Annotated in this window: 18 protein-coding genes; 8 read left to right on the top strand and 10 right to left on the bottom strand. The window is 66.6% G+C overall.

Annotation, left to right across the window (positions count from 1 at the left end; all coding sequences use genetic code 11):
- Positions 1-200 precede the first annotated feature (200 nt).
- A complete protein-coding gene (locus HU751_RS05130; protein ID WP_186734070.1) occupies positions 201-1256 on the top strand; it encodes a HEAT repeat domain-containing protein in 1056 nt (351 codons plus the stop codon).
- Positions 1257-1265: 9 nt separating this feature from the next.
- Here the strand turns inward: HU751_RS05130 and HU751_RS05125 are convergent, their stop codons facing one another.
- On the bottom strand, positions 1266-3329 hold the full coding sequence (locus HU751_RS05125) for a hybrid sensor histidine kinase/response regulator (RefSeq protein WP_225933225.1): 2064 nt from the start codon (positions 3327-3329) through the stop codon (positions 1266-1268).
- Positions 3319-3768, bottom strand: a complete 450-nt coding sequence (locus HU751_RS05120) for a nucleoside deaminase (RefSeq protein ID WP_186734069.1) — start codon at positions 3766-3768, stop codon at positions 3319-3321. The genes HU751_RS05125 and HU751_RS05120 overlap by 11 nt, the downstream gene beginning before the upstream one ends.
- A 147-nt stretch (positions 3769-3915) precedes the next feature.
- Here HU751_RS05120 and HU751_RS05115 point away from each other — a divergent pair, with 147 nt between their 5' ends.
- A complete protein-coding gene (locus HU751_RS05115) occupies positions 3916-4662 on the top strand; it encodes a type 1 glutamine amidotransferase domain-containing protein (protein WP_186734068.1) in 747 nt (248 codons plus the stop codon).
- Here HU751_RS05115 and hppD read toward each other — a convergent pair.
- Positions 4598-5674, bottom strand: a complete 1077-nt coding sequence (gene hppD, locus HU751_RS05110; protein WP_186734067.1) for a 4-hydroxyphenylpyruvate dioxygenase — start codon at positions 5672-5674, stop codon at positions 4598-4600. The two genes, HU751_RS05115 and hppD, sit on opposite strands and share 65 nt — an antisense overlap.
- Before the next feature lie 314 nt (positions 5675-5988).
- Here hppD and HU751_RS05105 point away from each other — a divergent pair, with 314 nt between their 5' ends.
- Both HU751_RS05105 and rarD read left to right on the top strand, forming a co-directional pair.
- The gene (locus HU751_RS05105; protein WP_186734066.1) at positions 5989-7584 is read left to right on the top strand and encodes an EAL domain-containing protein; all 1596 of its coding nucleotides are present in this window, start codon (positions 5989-5991) and stop codon (positions 7582-7584) included.
- Between the two features lie 34 nt (positions 7585-7618).
- Positions 7619-8506, top strand: a complete 888-nt coding sequence (rarD, locus tag HU751_RS05100; RefSeq protein WP_186734065.1) for an EamA family transporter RarD — start codon at positions 7619-7621, stop codon at positions 8504-8506.
- Here the strand turns inward: rarD and HU751_RS05095 are convergent.
- Complete coding sequence (locus HU751_RS05095; RefSeq protein WP_186734064.1) at positions 8469-10040, bottom strand: TerC family protein; 1572 nt, start codon at positions 10038-10040, stop codon at positions 8469-8471. The two genes, rarD and HU751_RS05095, sit on opposite strands and share 38 nt — an antisense overlap.
- 260 nt (positions 10041-10300) lie before the next feature.
- Between HU751_RS05095 and HU751_RS05090 the strand changes: the two genes are divergently transcribed.
- On the top strand, positions 10301-10882 hold the full coding sequence (locus tag HU751_RS05090; protein ID WP_186734063.1) for a LysE family translocator: 582 nt from the start codon (positions 10301-10303) through the stop codon (positions 10880-10882).
- A gap of 9 nt (positions 10883-10891) precedes the next feature.
- Here HU751_RS05090 and HU751_RS05085 read toward each other — a convergent pair whose 3' ends face one another.
- Together HU751_RS05085 and HU751_RS05080 are read right to left on the bottom strand one after the other, a co-directional pair.
- Positions 10892-11668 carry an AraC family transcriptional regulator gene (locus HU751_RS05085; protein WP_186734062.1) on the bottom strand — a complete coding sequence of 259 codons (777 nt, stop codon included), beginning with the start codon at positions 11666-11668 and terminating at the stop codon, positions 10892-10894.
- 10 nt (positions 11669-11678) lie between these two features.
- Positions 11679-12221 (bottom strand): helix-turn-helix domain-containing protein, encoded by a 543-nt coding sequence (locus HU751_RS05080; RefSeq protein WP_186734061.1) that lies wholly within the window; start codon positions 12219-12221, stop codon positions 11679-11681.
- Positions 12222-12375: 154 nt separating this feature from the next.
- Here HU751_RS05080 and HU751_RS05075 point away from each other — a divergent pair, with 154 nt between their 5' ends.
- Both HU751_RS05075 and HU751_RS05070 read left to right on the top strand, forming a co-directional pair.
- Positions 12376-13158 (top strand): aldolase, encoded by a 783-nt coding sequence (locus HU751_RS05075; RefSeq protein ID WP_186734060.1) that lies wholly within the window; start codon positions 12376-12378, stop codon positions 13156-13158.
- Positions 13159-13191: 33 nt separating this feature from the next.
- Positions 13192-14082 (top strand): dihydrodipicolinate synthase family protein, encoded by an 891-nt coding sequence (locus tag HU751_RS05070; protein ID WP_186734059.1) that lies wholly within the window; start codon positions 13192-13194, stop codon positions 14080-14082.
- A gap of 84 nt (positions 14083-14166) precedes the next feature.
- On the opposite strand, the gene HU751_RS05065 is transcribed toward HU751_RS05070, so the two are convergent.
- Together HU751_RS05065 and HU751_RS05060 are read right to left on the bottom strand one after the other, a co-directional pair.
- A complete protein-coding gene (locus HU751_RS05065) occupies positions 14167-15306 on the bottom strand; it encodes a glycerate kinase (RefSeq protein WP_186734058.1) in 1140 nt (379 codons plus the stop codon).
- A 111-nt stretch (positions 15307-15417) separates the two neighbouring features.
- Entirely contained in the window at positions 15418-16521 is a 1104-nt protein-coding gene (locus tag HU751_RS05060; protein ID WP_186734057.1) for a sugar diacid recognition domain-containing protein, read from the bottom strand.
- Between the two features lie 174 nt (positions 16522-16695).
- On the opposite strand from HU751_RS05060, the gene HU751_RS05055 reads away from it, so the two are divergent.
- On the top strand, positions 16696-18024 hold the full coding sequence (locus HU751_RS05055) for an MFS transporter (protein WP_186734056.1): 1329 nt from the start codon (positions 16696-16698) through the stop codon (positions 18022-18024).
- Positions 18025-18123: 99 nt separating this feature from the next.
- Here the strand turns inward: HU751_RS05055 and HU751_RS05050 are convergent, their stop codons facing one another.
- Together HU751_RS05050 and HU751_RS05045 are read right to left on the bottom strand one after the other, a co-directional pair.
- Positions 18124-19233 (bottom strand): DmpA family aminopeptidase, encoded by a 1110-nt coding sequence (locus HU751_RS05050; protein WP_186734055.1) that lies wholly within the window; start codon positions 19231-19233, stop codon positions 18124-18126.
- A 17-nt stretch (positions 19234-19250) separates the two neighbouring features.
- Positions 19251-20615 carry an APC family permease gene (locus HU751_RS05045; RefSeq protein ID WP_186734054.1) on the bottom strand — a complete coding sequence of 455 codons (1365 nt, stop codon included), beginning with the start codon at positions 20613-20615 and terminating at the stop codon, positions 19251-19253.
- Positions 20616-20625 lie beyond the last annotated feature (10 nt).

Here is a 20625-nt window from a genome sequence, read left to right as displayed (position 1 = left end):
TGGTAAGCATCCTGCTTTAGCCAGTCGGAAATGCTCGGAACGCTAATGGATCGAGGTGGGGTGGGCTGACATGGGAAGGGGGGACAACAGGTGTTCGACAGGGGCGTTGCGCTGCCCGGGAGCCACCCGGTCAGCCCCCATCATTGCAATTGCCCCCCGCCTGCCCCAAGCTCTGCGGTACCGCCACCCCGGACCGCCAGATGCAACGACGCCACCTGATCCTGATCGCCCTGCTGCTTGTACTGGTACTGCCCATCGCGATCGGCTACCTGTGGCGTGACCAGCAGCCCGCAGCGCCCAGCCTGCCGCCGCACAGCTACGCCAAGGCCCTGCGCCAGGCCCACGACGGCCTGCCGGGCGCCGCCCGGGTGCTCTACCAGCAGCTGCAACGCGACGACCTGCCACCAATCCGCCGTGCCGCGCTCTACGTCGAACTACCCAACTACCCATCGCCACAGGCACTGAAGCTGGCCCAGCAAGACCTGGAGCACGCCGACCCGCTGGTCCGCCGCGCCGCCATCTCCAGCATCCGCCGCCTGCTGCCGGCCGCCCAGCGCAGCCTGGTGCTGGGCCCGCTGCTGGAGGATGACGAGCAAAGCGTGCGTTTCGCTGCGGTTGACGCGCTGCTGGGACTCGACCCCGACGCCATCGGCCTGTACTTTGGCCCCTTGCAGGATGCCCTGGAGCAATACGAGCAGACCCTGGAGCAACAGCCCGATGACGCCGCGGCCCAGGTGCACCTGGCCCGGCTGTACATGCATGAGCAGGCCTACAGCGATGCCGACAGGGCCTTGCAACGCAGCCTGGCGGTGGCGCCCGAGGGGCTGGACGCCCTGGCCACCCAGGTGCGCCTGCTGGAGCAGCAAGGCCGTCATGACGCCTCCCGTGAAGTACTGGCCAAGGCCTTGGCCCTGCGCCCCGACTCGGCGTTCCTGCAATACGAGCTGGGGCTGTGGCTGACCCGCCACGAGCAGCAGGAATACGCCCTGCTGGCCCTGGCCCGCGCGGTCGAGCTGGAGCCGGAAAACAACGAATACCGCTATACCCTGGCCGTCACCCTGCACCAGCTTGAGCAAATAGATGCCGCGCAGAAGCAGCTGGAAACCGTGCTCAACCGCCAGCCCGCCAACCGCCGGGCGCGGGTGTTGCTGATCGAGTACTGGAAGGAAACCGGCCAGCTGCAGAATGTCCAGGTCCTGCTGGCCGAGCTGGAACGACAGAACCCAGACGACCCCTACCTGCAGCAGGGGCTCTGAGCCCTTCTTTCAGGCCTGCAACATACGCTGAATCTGCACGACCAGCGTCTGCAGCGAAAACGGCTTGAACATCAACGCCGTGCCCGGTTCGTCGAGCAATACCTGCTCGACCGGGTCGCTGGTGAAGCCTGTGATGAACAGGATCTTCTGCTCCGGCTTCATCATCCGCAGCGCCTTGGCCACCTGGCGCCCACTGAAGCCTCCCGGCAAGCCGATATCGGTGATCACCAGGTCGAACGGGCCGCGATGCCGGAACTCGCCCAGTGCGCCATTGGCATCGGCCACATCGCACACCTCGAAGCCGCATTCGACCAGCGCCTCTTTCATCAGGCCGCGCAGGTTGACTTCGTCATCGACCAACAGCAGCCGCTCGCCCCGGGCCTGAACCGGCAGCGCTTCCAGGGCGATGCTCTCGGGCATCACACCCGAATGGCGCGGAAACATCAGCACCACCCGAGTCCCTTGCTCCAAGGTCGATTCGATCCACGCCTGCCCCCCCGACTGGCGCACGAAACCATGCACCATGGGCAGCCCCAGGCCCGCCCCCTGCCCCAACGGCTTGGTGGTGAAGAACGGCTCGAAGGCCCTCGCCACATCCTCCCGGGACATGCCGTGGCCATCGTCCTCGATCTGCAACGTGACGTAGTCGCCCGCCGGTAGACTGGTCGGCCCCTCGCTGGCCAACGCCAAGCGCTCGTTGGAGGTTCTGATCGTCAGGGTGCCCTTGCCAAGACAGGCATCCCGGGCATTGCTGCAAAGATGCAGGAGGGCGTTGCGCAACTGATCGGCGTCGACCTGCAACAGCCAGGGCGCGACATCCAGTTGCCAATCCAGGTGCATTTCGGCGCCGAGGGTCTGGCGCAACATCGGCTCCATCTCCTGCAGCAGGCGATTGATGTTCAGTGGGTGGGGCGACAGCGGCTGGCTACGGGCGAACGCCAGCAGGTTCTGGGTCAGGCCAATGGCGCGCTGGGCACATTCCCGGGCCATCTGCACATACTCCTCGACACGCTCCATCCGCCCCTGGGCCAGGCGTCGCTCGAGCAGTTCGAGGCTACTGCCGACACCAGACAGCACGTTGTTCATTTCATGCGCCAGGCCACCCGCGACCTTCACCACGGATTCCATGCGCTGGCCGTCGCGCACCGCCGCCTCGGCCAGGCGCTGGACCGCCTGGCGGTCAGCGGTGATGTCCCGTCCCACCAGCGCGGGCAATGCCGGATCGGCAACCCCGGTCCAGCGGAACCAGCAATAGTGCCCTTCGTTGTGCCTGACCCGAGCATCGAATGCCGTCATGCCCTGTCCCTGCAGCAGCGACTTCAATGCAAGCTGGGCTTCGGTGCGATCGGCAGGGTGAAACAGTTCAGGCAACGTCACCTGCAGATGCGACGCCTCGCCCCAGCCCAGCGAGCGATGCCAGGCCGGATTCGACGAGCGCACGTGCAGGTTGGCATCGAGCATCAGCATCACATCGGGCGACAGCTGCCAGGTATGTTGCGGATCGCTCAGGTACTGCTCCAGGCGCGCCTCGAAGGACAGCGCCAGCTCACGCCACTCACGCCCGGTCTCGATACTGGCGGTGGTCTCGATCAGGGCATGCAGGAAGCCGGCAACTTCACCCTGGTCATTACGGATAGGTGAATAGCAGCCCGTCACCCAGGCCGTCGCCGCGAAGCCCTCTCGCTTGACAGGCAGCGGCGCGTCCTCGATCAAGCTGCCCTGCCCCTCCAGCACCTTGAACACCGCCGCGCCCATGCCCTCCCAGTTCTGCGCCCAGAGTGCATCGAAGGACAGCCCCTGATGGCCACCCTCACCGCCCAGCAGGGCCTGGTAGGGCTCGTTGTGAATCACGGTCAGCGCCGAGCCCCAGACCAGTGCACAGGGAAACGGAGACATCAGCACCATGTCGGCGGCGATACGCAGGGCGGGCGGCCAGGACGTCAGCGGCCCCAGCGGGGTCGTGAACCAGTCGAAGTCGGCGATGGGCTTGCCCATGGCGGCCAGCGGGGAGGAAGGCGGCGCCAGGTGAATGACCTGGATCTCACCCCCGCCGGCAGGCAGGTCAACGGCCAATATCTTCGTCCCACAGCTCGGGCTTTTCTTCGATGAACCGGCGCATCAGCGCCTTGCAGGCTTCATCGTCGTGTACGTCCAGGCGTACACCCCGGCTGCCGAGCAGTTTTTCCTCTCCCATGAACGTGGTGTTCTCACCGATGACCACGTGCTTGATGCCATACAGCAGGATAGCCCCGCTGCACATGGCGCAAGGCGACAAGGTGGTATAGAGGGTAGACTCCTGGTACACCCGGGCAGGCTGCCTACCGGCATTTTCCAGGGCGTCCATCTCGCCATGCAGGATGGCGCTGCCGTTCTGCACCCGGCGATTATGGCCGCGGCCGATGATCTTGCCGTCGTGCACCAGCACCGAGCCGATCGGGATGCCGCCCTCCTCGAGCCCCTTGCGAGCCTCATCGATGGCGGCCTGCAGGAAAGTGGAAGTGCCCTTGTCCATGGTTTACCCCCCGGTAATGCATCGAATTTGCAGCAGCCTAGCACAGCGTCCGCCGCCCGTGGCGCATTGCGTGGCGAGGGCTATGCTGATAAGGCTTTCGCTCCTGCTGGCCAACCGTTTTCCCATGGATTCGACGGGCATGCACACATGAACAAGAAGCTCCTGGTCGTGCTGACCAATACCGCCAAGTACCCCACCATCCCGCGCGCCACAGGACTGTGGCTGGGTGAGGCCGTGCACTTCATCGACAAGGTGCAGCAGGCAGGCTTTGCCGTCGACTACGTCAGTCCGGCGGGCGGCTGCGTGCCCATCGACCCGCACAGCCTGCGCATGGCGCCGGAGCTGGACTGGCAGTGGTACGACGACAAGACGTTCATGAACCGCCTGGGCGCCACCTTGAGCCCCGGGCAGGTCAAGGCCGAGCAGTACAGCGCGATCTACTACACCGGCGGACATGGCGTGATGTGGGACTTCCCCGACAACCAGCCGCTGCAAGAACTCGCGCGGCGCATCCATGAGCGCGGTGGCGCGGTCGCCGCGGTGTGTCATGGCGTGGTGGGCCTGCTCAACATCAAGCTCAGCGACAACAGCCTGCTGCTCAAGGGACGCAGGGTGACCGGATTCTCCAACACCGAGGAGAAACTGGCGGAACTGGACGAGGTGGTGCCGTTCCTGACCGAAAACGAGCTGGGCGCCCGTGGCGGCGAGTACAGCAAGGCGGACGATCCCTGGGCGCCTTACGTGGTGGAGGATGGCAGCCTGATCACCGGGCAGAATCCGGCCTCCACCACCGGGCTGGCCCCGCGATGGGTCTTGCAGGTAAAGCGTATTACTCGACGCTCAGCACGCCACGACGCACCTGGTCGCGCTCGATCGACTCGAACAGCGCCTTGAAGTTGCCTTCGCCAAAGCCGTCGTCACCCTTGCGCTGGATGAACTCGAAGAACACCGGGCCCAGCAGGGTTTCCGAGAAGATCTGCAGCAGCAGGCGCTTGTCGCCCGGCGCCGAGGCGCCATCGAGCAGGATGCCGCGGGCCTGCAGCTGGTCGACCGGCTCGCCGTGCCCTGGCAGGCGCTCCTCGAGCATCTCGTAGTAGGTCTGCGGCGGCGGGGTCATGAAGCGCATGCCCAGCCCCTTGAGGGCGTCCCAGGTCTTGAGCAGGTCGTCGGTGAGGAAGGCCACGTGCTGGATGCCTTCTCCGTTGAACTGCATCAGGAACTCTTCGATCTGTCCCGCCCCTTTCGACGACTCCTCGTTGAGCGGAATGCGGATCATACCGTCCGGCGCGGTCATCGCCTTGGAGGTCAGGCCGGTGTATTCGCCCTTGATGTCGAAGTAGCGGATTTCGCGGAAGTTGAACAGCTTTTCATAGAAGTTGGCCCAGTAGGCCATGCGTCCGCGATAGACGTTGTGGGTCAGGTGGTCGATGATCTTCAGGCCCGCGCCGACCGGGTTGCGGTCCACGCCTTCGATGAACTTGAAGTCGATATCGTAGATCGAGCTGCCTTCCTCGTAGCGGTCGATCAGGTACAGCGGCGCGCCACCGATCCCCTTGATCGCCGGCAGGCGCAGTTCCATCGGGCCGGTTTCGATCTCCACCGGCTGGGCGCCCAGTTCCAGGGCGCGGGCGTAGGCTTCATGGGCGTTGCGCACGCGGAAGGCCATGCCGCACACCGACGGGCCGTGCTCGGCGGCGAAGTACGAGGCGATGCTCTTGGGCTCGTTGTTGAGGATCAGGTTGATGCCGCCCTGGCGATACAGGTGCACATCCTTGGAGCGGTGGCTGGCCACCTTGGTGAAGCCGAGAATCTGGAATACCGGCTCCAGCACGCCAGGGGTCGGCGAAGCGAGCTCGATGAATTCGAAGCCTTCCAGGCCCATCGGGTTGTCGAAGATATCTGCCATGTGGGTGTCCTCATCTATAAGCGAAAAACGGTTTATTACAGGCTTTGGATGTGGAGATGGCGTGGTGGTGAGCAGGGGATCCCGCGCACGCTGCGGGCCAGGAAGTCACCAATGATCAGCTTGAACCCATGGTATGTCATATGGACCCATTCTCGGCGGGCTTGATTCCCCGGGAGGCGGAGAACCTTATTGTTGTATTCGTAACCCGATTCTACAGTGCGTAAATTTGTTTGTCGCGCTTTAGTTCGCAGGTTGTTCCGACAAACGGCTATTCTCAGCAGCATCCCGTCGCCTCGCAGAAGGTCCACCCGCACATGCCCCTGACCGCCAAACGCCCCGCCCGCTGGAGCTGGCGCGCCCTGCTGCCCTGGGGTGTCGGCGTGCTACCGCTGCTGTGCGGGCTGGCGGTGATGCGCTGGCAGACCGAACAGGAACTGCAGGCCAGCAGCCAGGCCACGGCCCGCGAAGTGGGCAGGCATGTCGAGGCGATCCTCGACAGCCTGTCCACCGCCGCCCATCAACTGCTGCCCAAGGCGGGTCTACCCTGCGATCAGGTGCAACTGGCCCTGCGCATCGAGGTGACGCGCAACGCCTTCGTGCGTTCGACCAACCTGTTCGACCACGACCGCCTGTACTGCACCTCGCTGTTCGGCGACTTCGACGAGCCAGTGGATGCCAGGGACTACACCAATGGCCAACTGTGGCTGATGAACGGCAACTCGGTCACCCCGGGACAGGCCCTGCTGGTCTATCGGGTCAGTCAGGAGGGCCGTGGCGACCGGGGGGCGATCACCACCGTGGATGGCCGCCATCTGCTCACCGCGCTGCACCTGATCGGCGCCGACCACCTGGTAAAGGTGCATGTCGGCCATCACTGGATGGGCAGCGATGGCCAGGTTCACGACGGCGAGCCGCCGGTCGCGGCCATCGCCGCCAGCCGGTACGCTTCCACCCGTTATCCGTTCCACGTGCACGCCGGCTACGCCGAGGGCAAGCGGGCAGCGCTGATGCGTTCGCGTTACCCCGCCCTGCTGAGCCTGCTGCTGATGCTGGGCGTGGCGGCCGGTGTCGCCTGCCGCTGGCAGATCCGCCGCGCCAGCTCATCCCGTGGCGAGCTGGACCGGGCCCTGGACGCCGACGAGTTCGTGCCGTACTTCCAGCCGGTGGTGCGCAAGGGCGACTACCGCTGGGCCGGAGTCGAAGTGCTGATGCGCTGGCAGCACCCCCGCGAAGGGCTGGTGCGCCCGGACCTGTTCATTCCCTACGCCGAGCACAGCGGCCAGATCGTCGCCATGACCCGCGCCTTGATGCTGCACACCGCCCAGGCCCTGGCTCCGCATGCGGCGCTGCTGGAGGACGGCTTCCATGTCGGCATCAATATCACCGCCGACCATTGCCGCGACCTGGGCCTGCTCGACGACTGCCAGACCTTCCTCCAGCACTTCCCGCCCGGGCGCGTGGTACTGACCCTGGAGCTGACCGAGCGCAAGCTGATCGAGCCGACCCCGGTGACCTTGGAACTGTTCGAGAAGCTGCACGCCATGGGCGTGATGATCGCCCTGGACGACTTCGGTACCGGCCAGTCCAGCCTCAACTACCTGCGCCAGTTCCAGGTCGACTACCTGAAGATCGACCAGAGCTTCGTCGCCATGATCGGCGGCGACGCCCTGTCTCAGCATATCCTCGACACCATCATCGAGCTCTCGGCCAAGCTGGGCCTGGGCATCGTCGCCGAAGGCGTGGAGACCGAGGTGCAGCGCGACTACCTGGCACGCCACGAAGTGGACTTCCAGCAGGGCTACCTGTTCGCCCGGCCGATGCCCGCCGACGAACTGCTGCTGGCCCTGGCCGCCCAGCCGGGTAGCCCGCAGTTGCCGCCGGGCAATGGCCCTGAGATCATGCGCGGCTGATCCGCCCGCTCACTTCCCGTTTTCCGAGGCATTCGTGTCAAAAGGCATTCTTTCGTCGGTCATGGCGTCCTGTCTGTTCGCCGTGATGTATTTCTATACCTCCTTCCTCAAGCCCCTGGACGGCGAGGAAATCTTCGGCTGGCGCACCCTGTTGACCCTGCCCTGCCTGACGCTGTTCATGCTGGTGTCGAAGGACTGGAAACGGGTCGGTGAGCTGCTCGGGCGAGTGCGCCGCACACCGCTGCTGCTGCTCGGCATGGTCGGCACCTCGTGGCTGATGGGCGTGCAGTTGTGGCTGTTCCTCTGGGCGCCCCTGCACGGGCGCAGCCTGGAGGTGTCGATGGGCTACTTCCTGCTGCCGCTGGCCATGGTGCTGACCGGGCGGCTGGTGTATGGCGAACGCCTGTCGCGCCTGCAGAAGGTCGCGGTGAGCTTCGCCGTGCTCGGGGTAGGGCACGAGCTGTACCAGCACGGCAGCTTTGCCTGGGAAACCCTGCTGGTGATGATCGGCTACCCGATCTACTTCGTCCTCAGAAGGCGCTGCCGCACCGACCACCTGGGCGGCCTGTGGTGCGACATGTGCCTGCTGCTGCCGTGGGCCCTGTACTTCGTGATCCAGGGCCCGCTGTCGGCGGCGGACCTGGTCGAGCACCCGGGCCTGTACGGGCTGATCCCGCTGCTCGGGGCGATCAGTGCCTGCGCCCTGATCGCCTACGTGCTGGCCAGCCGCCTGTTGCCGTTCAGCCTGTTCGGCCTGCTCAGCTACGTCGAACCGGTGCTGCTGGTGGGCGTGGCCCTGGCGCTGGGCGAGACCATCGGCCCCGACCAGTGGCTGACCTACCTGCCGATCTGGGCCGCCGTGCTGGTGCTGGTGCTCGAAGGCATCAAGCACCTGCTGCGTCAGCGTCGGCGTTCGGTGTAAGGCGCACCTGGCGCACCCGACGCTCCTCCACCGCCACCACGGTCATGGTCCAGCCGTTCCAGGCCAGGTGATCGCCCACCACCGGCAGGCGGTCCAGCAGGCTCATCACCAGGCCCGCCAGGGTCTGGTAGTCCTCGGTGGCACGGGCGGCAAAGCCGGTACGCGCCTGGACCTGGGCCAGGTTCAGGGCGCCACTGACCACGAAGCCACCCGCCTCCTCGACCACGCCCGGCCCTTCCACCTCGCTCGCGTCCGGCAGCTCGCCGGCAATCGACTCGAGGATGTCGGTCATGGTCAGCACCCCGGTGAAGTCACCGAATTCGTTGACCACGAAGGCGATGTGGGTGGACTGGGCGCGCATCTGCTCCAGCGCGTTGAGGATGCTGAAGCTCTCCAGCAGGTTCAACGGCGCCCGCGCCAGGTGCTCCAGCGCCGGCTGGTTGCCGCCCAGCAGTTCCTTGAGCAGCTCCTTCTTGTGCACGTAGCCCAGCGGCTCCTCGATGCGCCCGTCGCGGATCAGCGGCAGGCGCGAGTACGACGAGTTGACCAGCATCTGGGTGATCGCCTCGGCCGGCTGCGACAGGTCGATGGCATCGACCTTGGCCCGCACCGTCATCACCGTGCGGATCGGCCGCTCGGCCAGGTTGAGCACGCCACTGATCATCACCCGCTCGCGGCGGTCGAACACCACCTGCTCGTCGCCACCGGCCACCAGGTCGGCGATCTCCTCGCCCACCTCGTCGGCCTCGACCCGGCGCCCGCCCATCAGGCGCAGCACCGCGTGGGCCGTGCGCTCACGCAATGGCCGGTGCTGATGCAGGCTGCGCTTGCGACGGGCGCGGGCCAGCTGGTTGAACAGCTCGATCAGCAGCGAGAAGCCGATGGCCGCGTACAGGTAGCCCTTGGGAATATGGAAACCCAGGCCTTCGGCGGTGAGGCTGAAGCCGATCATCATCAGGAAGCCCAGGCACAGCATGATCACCGTCGGATGGGCGTTGACGAAGCGGGTCAACGGCTTGCTGGCGACGATCATGATGCCGATGGAGAAGATCACCGCGATCATCATCACCGACAGCTGCTCGACCATGCCCACGGCGGTGATCACCGCGTCCAGCGAGAACACCGCGTCGAGCACCACGATCTGCGCGACGATCGGCCAGAACGCTGCGTGACGGGTCACGCCGCCGCTCTGGGCGACATGGCCCTCGAGGCGTTCGTGCAGTTCCATGGTGGCCTTGAACAGCAGGAACACACCACCGAACAGCATGATCAGGTCACGGCCGGAGAAGGTCTTGCCGAACACCTCGACCAGCGGCGCGGTGAGGGTCACCATCCACGAGATGCTGGCCAACAGGCCCAGGCGCATGATCAGCGCCAGCGACAGGCCGATCACCCGGGCGCGGTCACGCTGGTGCGGCGGTAGCTTGTCGGCGAGGATGGCGATGAACACCAGGTTGTCGATACCCAGCACCAGCTCGAGGACGATAAGCGTCAACAGGCCCAGCCAGGCCGTGGGGTCGGCTAGCCATTCCATTAGCGGGTACTCACGAGGGCGGCGTCACGAGGACGGGGGAAGGAAGGCCGGGACGGCCAGGGACTGGGGGGCTCCGCGAAGGTGCTCATATAGACCTTGATTGAAAATAGGGATGTCGATCCTACAATCGAAGCAGATTTCTCTGATAGCGCAAAACTATTACAAAAGCTGTAACAGGTGCGGCAGGGCATTTTTGTTCAATACGCCCGTCACAGGCTCGGCCAGGATGGCCATACCTTCCCCCTTCAAGGAAACGTTCGATGAGCCTGACACTGTCCATGGCGGCCTTTGCCCTGGCCGCCTCCATCTCCCCCGGACCGGTCAACATCGTCGCCCTCGGCAGTGGCGCGCGCCATGGCTTGCGGGCCAGCATCGGGCATGTGGCCGGTGCCACCCTGGGGTTCTGCCTGCTGCTGGTGCTGGTGGGGCTGGGCGTGCATGAACTGTTGCTGCGCTGGCCCTTGCTCGGGCGGTTACTGCACGGGGGTGGCGTGCTGTTTCTGCTGTACATGGCCTGGAAACTGGCCAGTGACGATGGCGGACTGGGCACCGACGACAACCGGCGAGCGCCCAGCGCCTGGCACGGCGCGGCCATGCAGTGGCTGAGCCCCAAGGCCTGGCTGGCGGCGGTGGCCGGGATCGGTGCTTACACCGGCGGCGAGCAGCAGTTGCTGTGGCAGTTCACCTGGATCTACGGGCCGATCTGCTTTGTCTCCGTCGCCAGCTGGGCCTGGGCTGGCAGCGTGATCCGTCAGTACCTGGCCGAGCCGTGGCGGATGCGCCTGTTGAATCGGGTGCTGGCGGGGTTGTTGGTGGCGAGTGCGTTGTACCTGATGGTGTGATCCTGCCTTTCAGCCATTGCGGTAATGCCCCGGCGTGGTCGCCAGGTGTCGCTTGAAGGCCCGCTGCAGGTGCGCCTGGTCGGCGAATCCCGCCTCCAGCGCCACCTCGGCGATCGGCCTGCCGCTGCGCAGTTGTGCCCGGGCGTGCTGCACCCGCTGGTCGAGCAGATAGCCATGGGGCGTCAGGCCGAAGCGCTTGCCGAACGCGCGGATCAGGTAGGCCCGCGACAGCCCCGCTGCGGCGCAGATGTCGTCCAGCGTCAGCGGGTCGAGGCGATGGGCACGGATGAACGCGGCGGCCAGCTCAAGGCGTGGATGGCGTGCGGGCTGGCCGCTCGCGTCGGCCTCCAGCAGCTGCGGCAAGCCCTTGAAGAACGCCTCCAACTGCGCCTCCCGACCCTCGTTGCCGGGCTCGAACAGCCCAGCGAACAGCGCCAGCAACTGCCCGTACAGCGCCGCCGAGGTGCTCAAGGTTGCCGAGGGCAGCGCGAAGCCACGCGCCAGCAGCCAGGGCATGTCGACGAACAGCATCAGGTACGACCAAGGCTCGCCCTGGACCGGGTTGCAGGTGTGCACCACGCCCGGGCTCATCAGCACCGTGGTTCCCGCCGCCACCTCGTGCCGGGCGTTGCCGGTCAGATAGGTGCTGCGCCCGCCGGTGATCACGCCGATGGAGAAACTCTCGTGGGAATGGGCGGCGTAGCACACCTGGCGGCCATCTCCCACGCGCCGGGCCTCGACGAAGGGCAATGCCGGATCACGCCAGAACCGCGAGACCTCGATCATTGCCCCGCCCTCACCCCTCGCCGCCCTGCACCACCACCAGCAACTGCGCCTGGCGCTCGCCGACCGAACGCAGGCGGTGCGGGGTCTGGGCATTGAAATGCAGGGCGTCGCCCGCCTCCAGCAGCACCCGCTCGCTCATGAAGTCGACCTCCACCTGCCCCTCGTGGACGAACAGGAACTCCTCGCCTTCATGCTCCTTGAAGGTCGGGTCGCTGAACGTGGTCGGCGGCTGGATCAGAAACGGCAGCAGGCTGCGCTGGCCGACTTGGGAGGTCAGCACCGCATACCCCGGCCCCTCGCCGCCGCCCACCAGCGCCTGGCGCTCGCCCCGGCGCACCAGGCTGTAGCGCGCTTGGCTGTCGTGCTCGCCGTCGAACAGCTCCTCGACATTGACGTTCAGCGCCCGCGCCAGCTTCAGCGCGGCGGCGATCGACGGCGTGTTGAGGCCGCGCTCGACCTTGGACAGGTAGCTCTTGGTCATGCCGGACTTCTCAGCCAGTTGCTCAAGGGTGATGCCCAGTTTCTTTCTCAGCAGTTTCAGTCGGATAGACATGTGACGCGGGTTTCCCGAACAAACGCACTTGCTTATGACACTTTGTGTCATATAGGATTATTTGTGTCATCTGATGGCTCGCCCCCTCACCGTCCAAAGCTCGGGGGCGAGCCAGCCCTGACATCCGTCATCACGCCACAGAGGAAAGCTCCCCATGGCCAACACCCTTACCCTCAGCAAAGACCAGCTGGTGCAAAAGGCACTGACACAGATGCAAGGCTCGCTTGCCGATAATACGTGGACTGTGCGCGAAAAGCTGGCCCTGACCTGCCGAATTCTCTTCGATAATGGCCACGACTCGGGCCTGGCCGGGCAGATCAGCGCCCGCGGCCCGCAGCCGGGCACCTTCTACACCCAGCAACTGGGCCTGGGCTTCGACGAAATCACCGCCGGCAACCTGCTGCTGGTCAACGAAGACCTCGAAGTGCTTGAAGGCCAGGGCATGCCCAACCCGGCCAACCGCTTCCACAGCTGGGTGTACCGCGCCCGCCCCGACGTCAACTGCATCATCCACACCCACCCAACCCACGTCGCCGCGCTGTCGATGCTCGAAGTGCCGCTGCAGGTCTCGCACATGGACCTGTGCCCACTGTACGAGGACTGCGCGTTCCTCGAGGCCTGGCCAGGCGTGCCGGTGGGCAACGAGGAAGGTGAGATCATCAGCGCCGCCCTGGGCGACAAACGCGCCATCCTGCTCTCGCACCACGGCCAGCTGTCCACCGGCACCAGCATCGAGCAGGCCTGCGTCTACGCCCAGCTGATCGAGCGCGCCGCGCGCCTGCAACTGCTGGCGATGGCCGCCGGCACCATCAAGCCGATCGCCCCCGAGCTTGGCCGCGACGCCCACGACTGGATCGACCGGCCCAAGCGCCACGGCGCCACCTTCAACTATTACGCCCGGCAGGCCCTGCGCCAGCACGCCGATTGCCTCGCCTGACCCCACCTTGCCTTGCTTGCGGAGCCACACACCATGACCACTCGATTCCACGGCATCATCGGCTACACCATCACCCCGTTCACCCAGGACGGTGAACAGCTTGACCTGCCGGCCCTGGGCCGCTCCATCGACCGCCTGATCGACGGCGACGTCCACGCCATCGCGCCGCTGGGCAGCACCGGCGAAGGTGCCTACCTGAGCGACGGCGAATGGCAGCAGGTCGCCCAGTACAGCCTGGAGCGCATCGGCAAGCGCGTGCCAAGCATCGTCAGCGTCTCCGACCTGACCACCGCCGGCGCCGTGCGCCGCGCCCGCTTCGCCCAGCAACACGGCGCCGACGCGGTGATGGTGCTGCCGGCGGCTTACTGGAAGCTCAGTGAGGCCGAGATCGTCCAGCACTATCGCGCCATCGGCGCGGCCATCGATCTGCCGATCATGCTCTACAACAACCCGGCCACCAGCGGCACCGACATGCCGGTGGAGCTGATCCTGCGTATCGTGCGCGAAGTCGACAACGTGACCATGGTCAAGGAGAGCACCGGTGACATCCAGCGCATGCACAAGCTGCAACTGCTCGGCGAGGACCAGGTGCCGTTCTACAACGGCTGCAACCCGCTGGCGCTGGAGGCCTTCGTGGCGGGCGCCACGGGCTGGTGCACGGCGGCGGCCAACCTGATTCCCGAACTGAACCTGCGGCTGTACCAGGCGCTGCAGAACGGTGAGCTGGAACAGGCCAAGGCCCTGTTCTACCGCCAGCTGCCGTTGCTCGACTTCATCCTCAAGGGAGGCCTGCCGGCGACCATCAAGGCTGGTCTGCAGATGACCGGGCTGCCGGTGGGCGAGCCGCGTCGGCCGGTGTTCGGGCTGGATGCCCAGGGCCGCGACCAACTGAAGGCGCTGCTCGACGCCTTGCGTCAGAGCTGACATCGTCACCACGCCTGTGGGGGGCCACTCCCACAGGTCATCTACACACTTGAGAACACCGCCCCAACCCGGACGGTGTCCTGATCAGCGCTGGCGCGCCACCTGCCACAACCGCGCCACATCCCCGGCCCGCGCCTGCAGCAACGTCTCGGCTTGGACACAGGCCTGCTCCAAGGTCATCGGTCCGCTGGCCAAGGCAAAGGCGGCATCGATGCCCTGTGCGTACAACTGCTCGTAACCGGCACCCAGGGTCCCCGCCAACACCACCACCGGCACGCCGTGACGCTTGGCCACCCGCGCCACGCCAAGCGGCGTCTTGCCACGCAAGGTCTGGGCATCGAAGCGTCCTTCGCCGGTGATCACCAGGTCCGCGCCCTGCACCAGGCCATCGAGCCCGGCCAGCTCGGCAACCACCTCGACGCCCGGGCGAAACTGCGCGCCCATGAACGCCTTGGCGGCAAACCCCATGCCCCCGGCCGCGCCGCTACCCGGCTCGTCACGCACATCCCTGCCGAGCAAACCCGCGCAATGATCGGCGAAATGCGCCAGGGCCCGGTCCAGGGCCTGCACCTGCTCAGGGCTGGCGCCCTTCTGCGGGCCGAAAATTGCCGAGGCACCGTTGTCACCGCACAACGGGTTGTCGACATCGGCGGCAACCTCCACCTGGACCTGCGCCAGGCGTGGGTCCAGGTCGCTGGCGTCGATGCGCGCCAATTGCGCCAGGGCCAGTCCGCCCTCGGCCAACGGCTCGCCCCGGGCATCCAGCAAGCGCAGGCCCAACGCCCGCAGCATGCCGCTGCCACCGTCGTTGGTGGCGCTGCCGCCGATGGCCAGGACGATGCGCGAGGCACCGACCGCCAACGCCGCCGCCACCAGTTCGCCGGTGCCCCAGGTGCTGCTGCGACAAGCGTCGCGCTGGCCGTTGGGCACCAGCTGGATACCACTGGCCTGGGCCATCTCGATCACCGCCGTGCGGCTCTCGGCCAGCCAGCCCCAGCCCGCCTCGACCGGCTCGCCCAACGGACCGCGCACCACCTGGCGGCGCAACTCGCCATGACTGGCGGCGACGATCGCCTCCATGGTGCCTTCGCCGCCATCGGCCATCGGGCATTCGATGCACTCAGCCGCCGGCCAGACCTCGGCCAGGCCGGCGGCGATGGCGCGGGCGACACCGGCAGCATCGAGGCTGTCCTTGAACGAATCGGGGGCGATGACGATCTTCATGGGGATTCTCCTGTCCTGTTGCCGCGCATGCTGACAGCTGTACGCCACGCCAGCCTCGGTCGGATGCACAAAACGCAGAGGCGTTGTTTGGGCGAATGCCTGCTCGCGATGCTACAGCCCCTTTGCCGGCAACAACTGCAACCCCAAATACAGGCTCAGCATCCCCTCCATCCGCAACGGATCGACCTCCCCCAACTCGGCGATCCGCTCCAGCCGATAGCGCAGGCTGTTGCGATGGATTCCCAGCGCCTCGGCGCAGGCCTGGCTCTGCCCGTCATGGGCGCACCAGGCGCGCAGGGTGAGCAGCAGCTGGCCGCTGGCATCCCTGGCGCGGATGCGCTGCAACGGTTCGAGCAGCTCATCCAGGGCATCGTCGTTGCGATGCCGCCAGAGCAGCGCCGGCAGGCGGTAGCGCGCCAGGCTCAGCAGACGCTCGTCGGGCAGCACTTCCCGGCCATAGGCCAGCAGGTCGCGAACCCGCCGGTAACCACGGCGCAATTGCTCCAGGCTCTGCGCCGGGCTGCCCAGGGCCAGGCGTTCGACCTCCCAGCCATGGCGCTGCAGGCGCTCGAACAGGCGCGGCTCATCCAGCACCACGCCCGCCGGGCGGCACCACAGCAGCGACTGGCGGGCGGGGCTGACGCACCAGCTGTCCGGGTAGCGGCTCATCAGCCAGGCCGACAGGGCTTCGGCCGGCGGCCCGGCGCGCAGTTCGAACAGACAAGGAATCCGTGGCAGGTTGGGCTTGAGCCCCAGTTGCTGGGCCTCGTCGACCAGGCGCGGTGACTCGCCGCTGCCGCCCAGCAGCAGCGCCAGCAGGTCGTCGCAGCGCTGGCGGCGCCATTGCTGCTCCACCTGCAGGTGACGCTGGGCCAGCAGCATCTCGGCGGTCATGCGCACCAGTTCCCCGTAGGTGCGCAGTTGCTGCGGATCACCGGTCAGCCCCAGCACGCCGATCAGCCGGCCATCGAGCATCAGCGGCAGGTTGACGCCAGGCTGCACGCCCTTCAGGCACTTGGCCGCCTCCCCGTCCAGCTCGACGATGCGGCCGTTGGCCAGCACCAGTTGCGCGCCTTCGTGGCGGGTATTGATACGCTCTGGCTCGCCACTGCCGAGGATCAGACCCTGGCTGTCCATCACGTTGACGTTGCACGGCAGGATGGCCATCGCCCGGTTGACGATATCCTGGGCCAGGTCGTGGTCCAGCTCGAACATGTAAGGGTCCTTGGGTCTAAGCCTAGGCTTTGGGACTTTGGTCGGCGGCACAGCAGCCTTTACCTGAAGCTGTGCAAAAGCACAAAGACAGCCGCGCTACACTCCCCGAGACTGCTCAAGGCGAGCGCCGGCACAGGCGACGCGGTGACAACCATAACAACAGAGAACCCGATCATGGCACACAGCCCCGCCCCTGACCAAGGCATCGAGATCACCCGCAACGCGCTGTACCGGCGCATTACCCTGCGGCTGATCCCGTTCATTTTCATCTGCTACCTGTTCAACTACCTGGACCGCGTCAACGTCGGCTTCGCCAAGCTGCAGATGCTCGACGCGCTGAAATTCAGCGAAACCGTGTACGGCCTCGGCGCCGGCATCTTCTTCATCGGCTACGTGCTCTGCGGCCTGCCCAGCAACCTGGCGCTCAACCGCTTCGGCCCGCGGCGCTGGATCGCGCTGATGATGATCGCCTGGGGCAGCCTGTCCACCTGCCTGCTGTTCGTCACCACCCCCACCGAGTTCTATGCCCTGCGCCTGCTCACCGGCGCCGCCGAGGCAGGCTTCTTCCCCGGCGTGGTGCTGTACCTCTCGCGCTGGTTCCCGGCGGACCGCCGCGGCCGCATCATGGCCCTGTTCATGTCGGCGATCCCGGTGTCCGGCCTGCTCGGCGGACCGTTCTCCGGCTGGATCCTCGAGCACTTTGCCGCCGGCCAGCATGGCCTGGCCGGCTGGCAGTGGATGTTCCTGATCCAGGGGCTGCCCACCGTGGTGCTCGGCGCGCTGGCCATCGTGCTGCTCAGCGACGGCTACCAGACCGCCAAATGGCTGAGCCCGGCCGAGCGCCAACTGATCGAAGCGGACCTCAAGGCCGACGCCGCCAGCAAGCCGGCCACCCGCGGTGACAGCGTGCTGTCGGTGCTGACCAACCCGCTGATCTGGACCTTCGGTTTCGTCTACTTCTGCATCCAGAGCGGCGTCTACGCCATCAACTTCTGGCTGCCGTCGATCATCAAGAACATGGGCTTCGACAACCCGCTGCTGATCGGCTGGCTGAGCGCCATCCCGTACCTGCTGGCGGGTGTGTTCATGATCCTGGTCGGCCGTTCGGCGGACCTGCGCAACGAGCGCCGCTGGCACCTTGTGGTGCCGATGCTGATGGGCGCCCTGGGCCTGCTGATCGCGGTGAACTTCGCCGGCAACCCACCCATCGCCATCCTCGGCCTGTCTATCGCCACCATGGGCGCGCTGACCGGCCTGCCGATGTTCTGGCCGATGCCGACCGCGCTGCTGACCGCCGGCACCGCCGTGGCGGGCCTGGCGATCATCAACTCGGTGGGGCAGATGGCCGGTTTCCTCAGCCCTTACCTGGTGGGGTTCATCAAGGACCAGACCGGTTCGACCGACGCGGCGCTGTATGCGCTGGCGGGGTTGATCGTGGTCGGCAGCCTGGTGGCGTTGCGGGTATCGCGAGGTGGTAGCGCCGTGTTGGCTGGAGCCCGCTAGACAGCAGACAACCTCATCGCGGGGCAAGCCCGCTCCCACGCCTGTAGCCAGCCGGCACAGGATCTGTGGGAGCGGGCTTGCCCCGCGATGGTCATAACGCTAGTTGCGAGGCTTCCACCCCGCCTCGTGCAACGCCGTCAACAGCAAATCCCCCTCCAGCGCCGGCACCACCCGCCCACCCTTGCCCTGCATCGTCCGCCCCGCCAGCAAGGCATTGACGATCGCCTCCTCCACCGCTTCCGCCGCCGCCATGAACAACCCCGAAATATGGTCGTTGTTGAGCATTTGCACGCCTGTGCACTGGGCCAGCCCCTTGCGCCCGTAGTCAGCGGGCGGCAATCCCTGATTGCCGGTGGAAAACGCCAGGAAGATATCGCCACTGGAGTCCTCGGTTCCGCCACCGGTACGGGCGATGCCGATCGACGCCCGCTGCGCCAGGCGCTGGCACTGGTGCGGCAGCAAGGGCGCGTCGGTGGCGATCACCACCACGATCGAGCCCATCCCCGGAGTGCCCGCCTCGGCCTCGGCGAAGGGCGACGGCAGATGCCCCAGCTGGCGCCCGACCGGGTACCCGTCGACCCGCAGCTCGCGCCGCTGGCCATGGTTGGCCTGGACCAGGACACCGACGGTCCAGCCCCCCTGCCCGTCCTCCAGGCGCCGCGAGGCGGTGCCGATGCCACCCTTGAACTCGTGGCAGATCATCCCCGTGCCGCCACCCACCGGGCCTTCCTGCACCGGGCCTGACTCCGCGGCCTGCTGCGCCTGGCGCACCTGCGCCGGCGTCACGTGCTGGCCCCAGATGTCATTGAGCAGGCCATCATAGGTTTCCATCACCACCGGCATGCACCAGTACACCGCGTCGTCCGGCAGACGCTCGCGCTCGGCGGCGATCAGCGCGTCGCGCACCACGCCGACGCTGTGGGTGTTGGTGATGGCGATCGGCGTGGTCAGCAGCCCGGCCTCGCGGATCCACTCCAGCCCCGTGGCGTCGCCGTTGCCGTTGAGCACATGGCAACCGGCGAAGCACGGCTGCTGCCGGGCCGCGCCCGCACGCGGCTCGATCAGGGTCACCCCGGTGCGGATCGGCGCCGGGCGCTGTTCATCGATCAGGGTGCTGTGGCCGACCCGCACCCCCGGTACGTCGGTGATGGCATTGAACGGGCCCGGGGTGCCGTGGCCGAGGGTGATGCCCAGTTGACGCGCACGCATATGTACTCCTTGGTTGCTCACAATTTCTGGAAGGTCGGGCTGAGCCGGCCGTGGGTGCTGTACAGCGTCACCGACACAGCCAGCAGCCCGAGAATGATCGACAGGTCGCGCAGCGATGCTTCGCGTAGCAAGGTCACCAGCAGCCAGCCGGCGCCGCTGACCGCCAGCAGGGCCGGCAATGGCCACAGCGGCATGCGGTACGGGTGCTCGCGGTCGCGTCGCAGTACCCGGCTGCACAGCGCGCAGGCCGCCACCACCAGGTAGATCAGCAGCAACAGCAGCACGGTGAACGAGGTCAGTTGTTCCAGGCTGCCGGACAGGCTCAGCAACGCCGAGGGCACGGCCAGGAACAGGGTCGCCAGCCACGGCGACTCCCAGCGCGGGTGGATCAGCGTGAAGGCACGGTTGAGGGTGGGCGTCCAGATCGCATCGCGGCCGCTGCTGTACACCACCCGGCCGACCTGGATGACGATGGCGACGATGGCGTTGAACACCGAAAGGAAGATCCCGGCGCTGACCAGCCGCGCCAGGGTCTCGTTACCGTGGGCGGTGAGCAGGTAGCCAATCGGGTCGCCGCTGGCCAGCATCGCCTGCAGCGACGGTGCGCCGATCAGCAGCGCCGCCAGCGGAATCACCTCGATCGCCACCACGACGACCAACGACCACAGCACCGCCCGGTGCACGGTACGGCCACGGTCCTTCATGTCCTCAGCCAGCAGCACCGCGCCACCGTAACCGTTGAAGGCGAACAGGGCCATGCCCACCGCCCCCAGCACCAGCGCCCAGGGCGCGACGACCAGGCTGCCCTGCTCGAGCATCTGCGGTTGCAGCAGGCTCGCCACCGGCTGGCTGGCGTTGCCGAAACCCAGGGTCACGATCACCAGCAGCGCGGCGACTTCGCAGAACAGGAACAACCCGGTGATCCAGGCGTTCAGGCGAATATTGAGTATGCCCAGCGCATAGCTCGACACCACGATCACCAGGGCCACCGCCTGGGTGTCGAACCTGGTGCCCAGGGCGTTGTTCAGGTAGGTAGCGGCACCGGCGGCGAGCACCGGCGGGATGAACAGCATCGAGGCCAGCACGGTGAGGAAGGTGGCGTAGCCGGCCAGCCCGCCGAACACCCGCTTGGCGTACACGTATTCGCCACCGGCGGAGCTGTGGGCACGCCCCAGCTCGGCATAGCACCAGGCGAACATCAGCGCCAGGAACGCGGCCATGATGAACGAGAGAAAGGCGCCGCTGCCGGCCTGCTGGATGGCGAACGGGGCGATGACGAACACGGAACTGGCCGGGGTCACCGCCGACACGGTGATGGCGACCACGTCGAACACCCCCAGCCGTTGCTGGAGTGCGCCCGTGGGCGCTGCGCTGGAGCTCATGGCGTTTTTC

This window comes from Pseudomonas peradeniyensis (genome assembly GCF_014268935.2).
Taxonomy (GTDB): domain Bacteria; phylum Pseudomonadota; class Gammaproteobacteria; order Pseudomonadales; family Pseudomonadaceae; genus Aquipseudomonas; species Aquipseudomonas peradeniyensis.
This window is presented reverse-complemented; position numbering and strand designations above follow the sequence as displayed.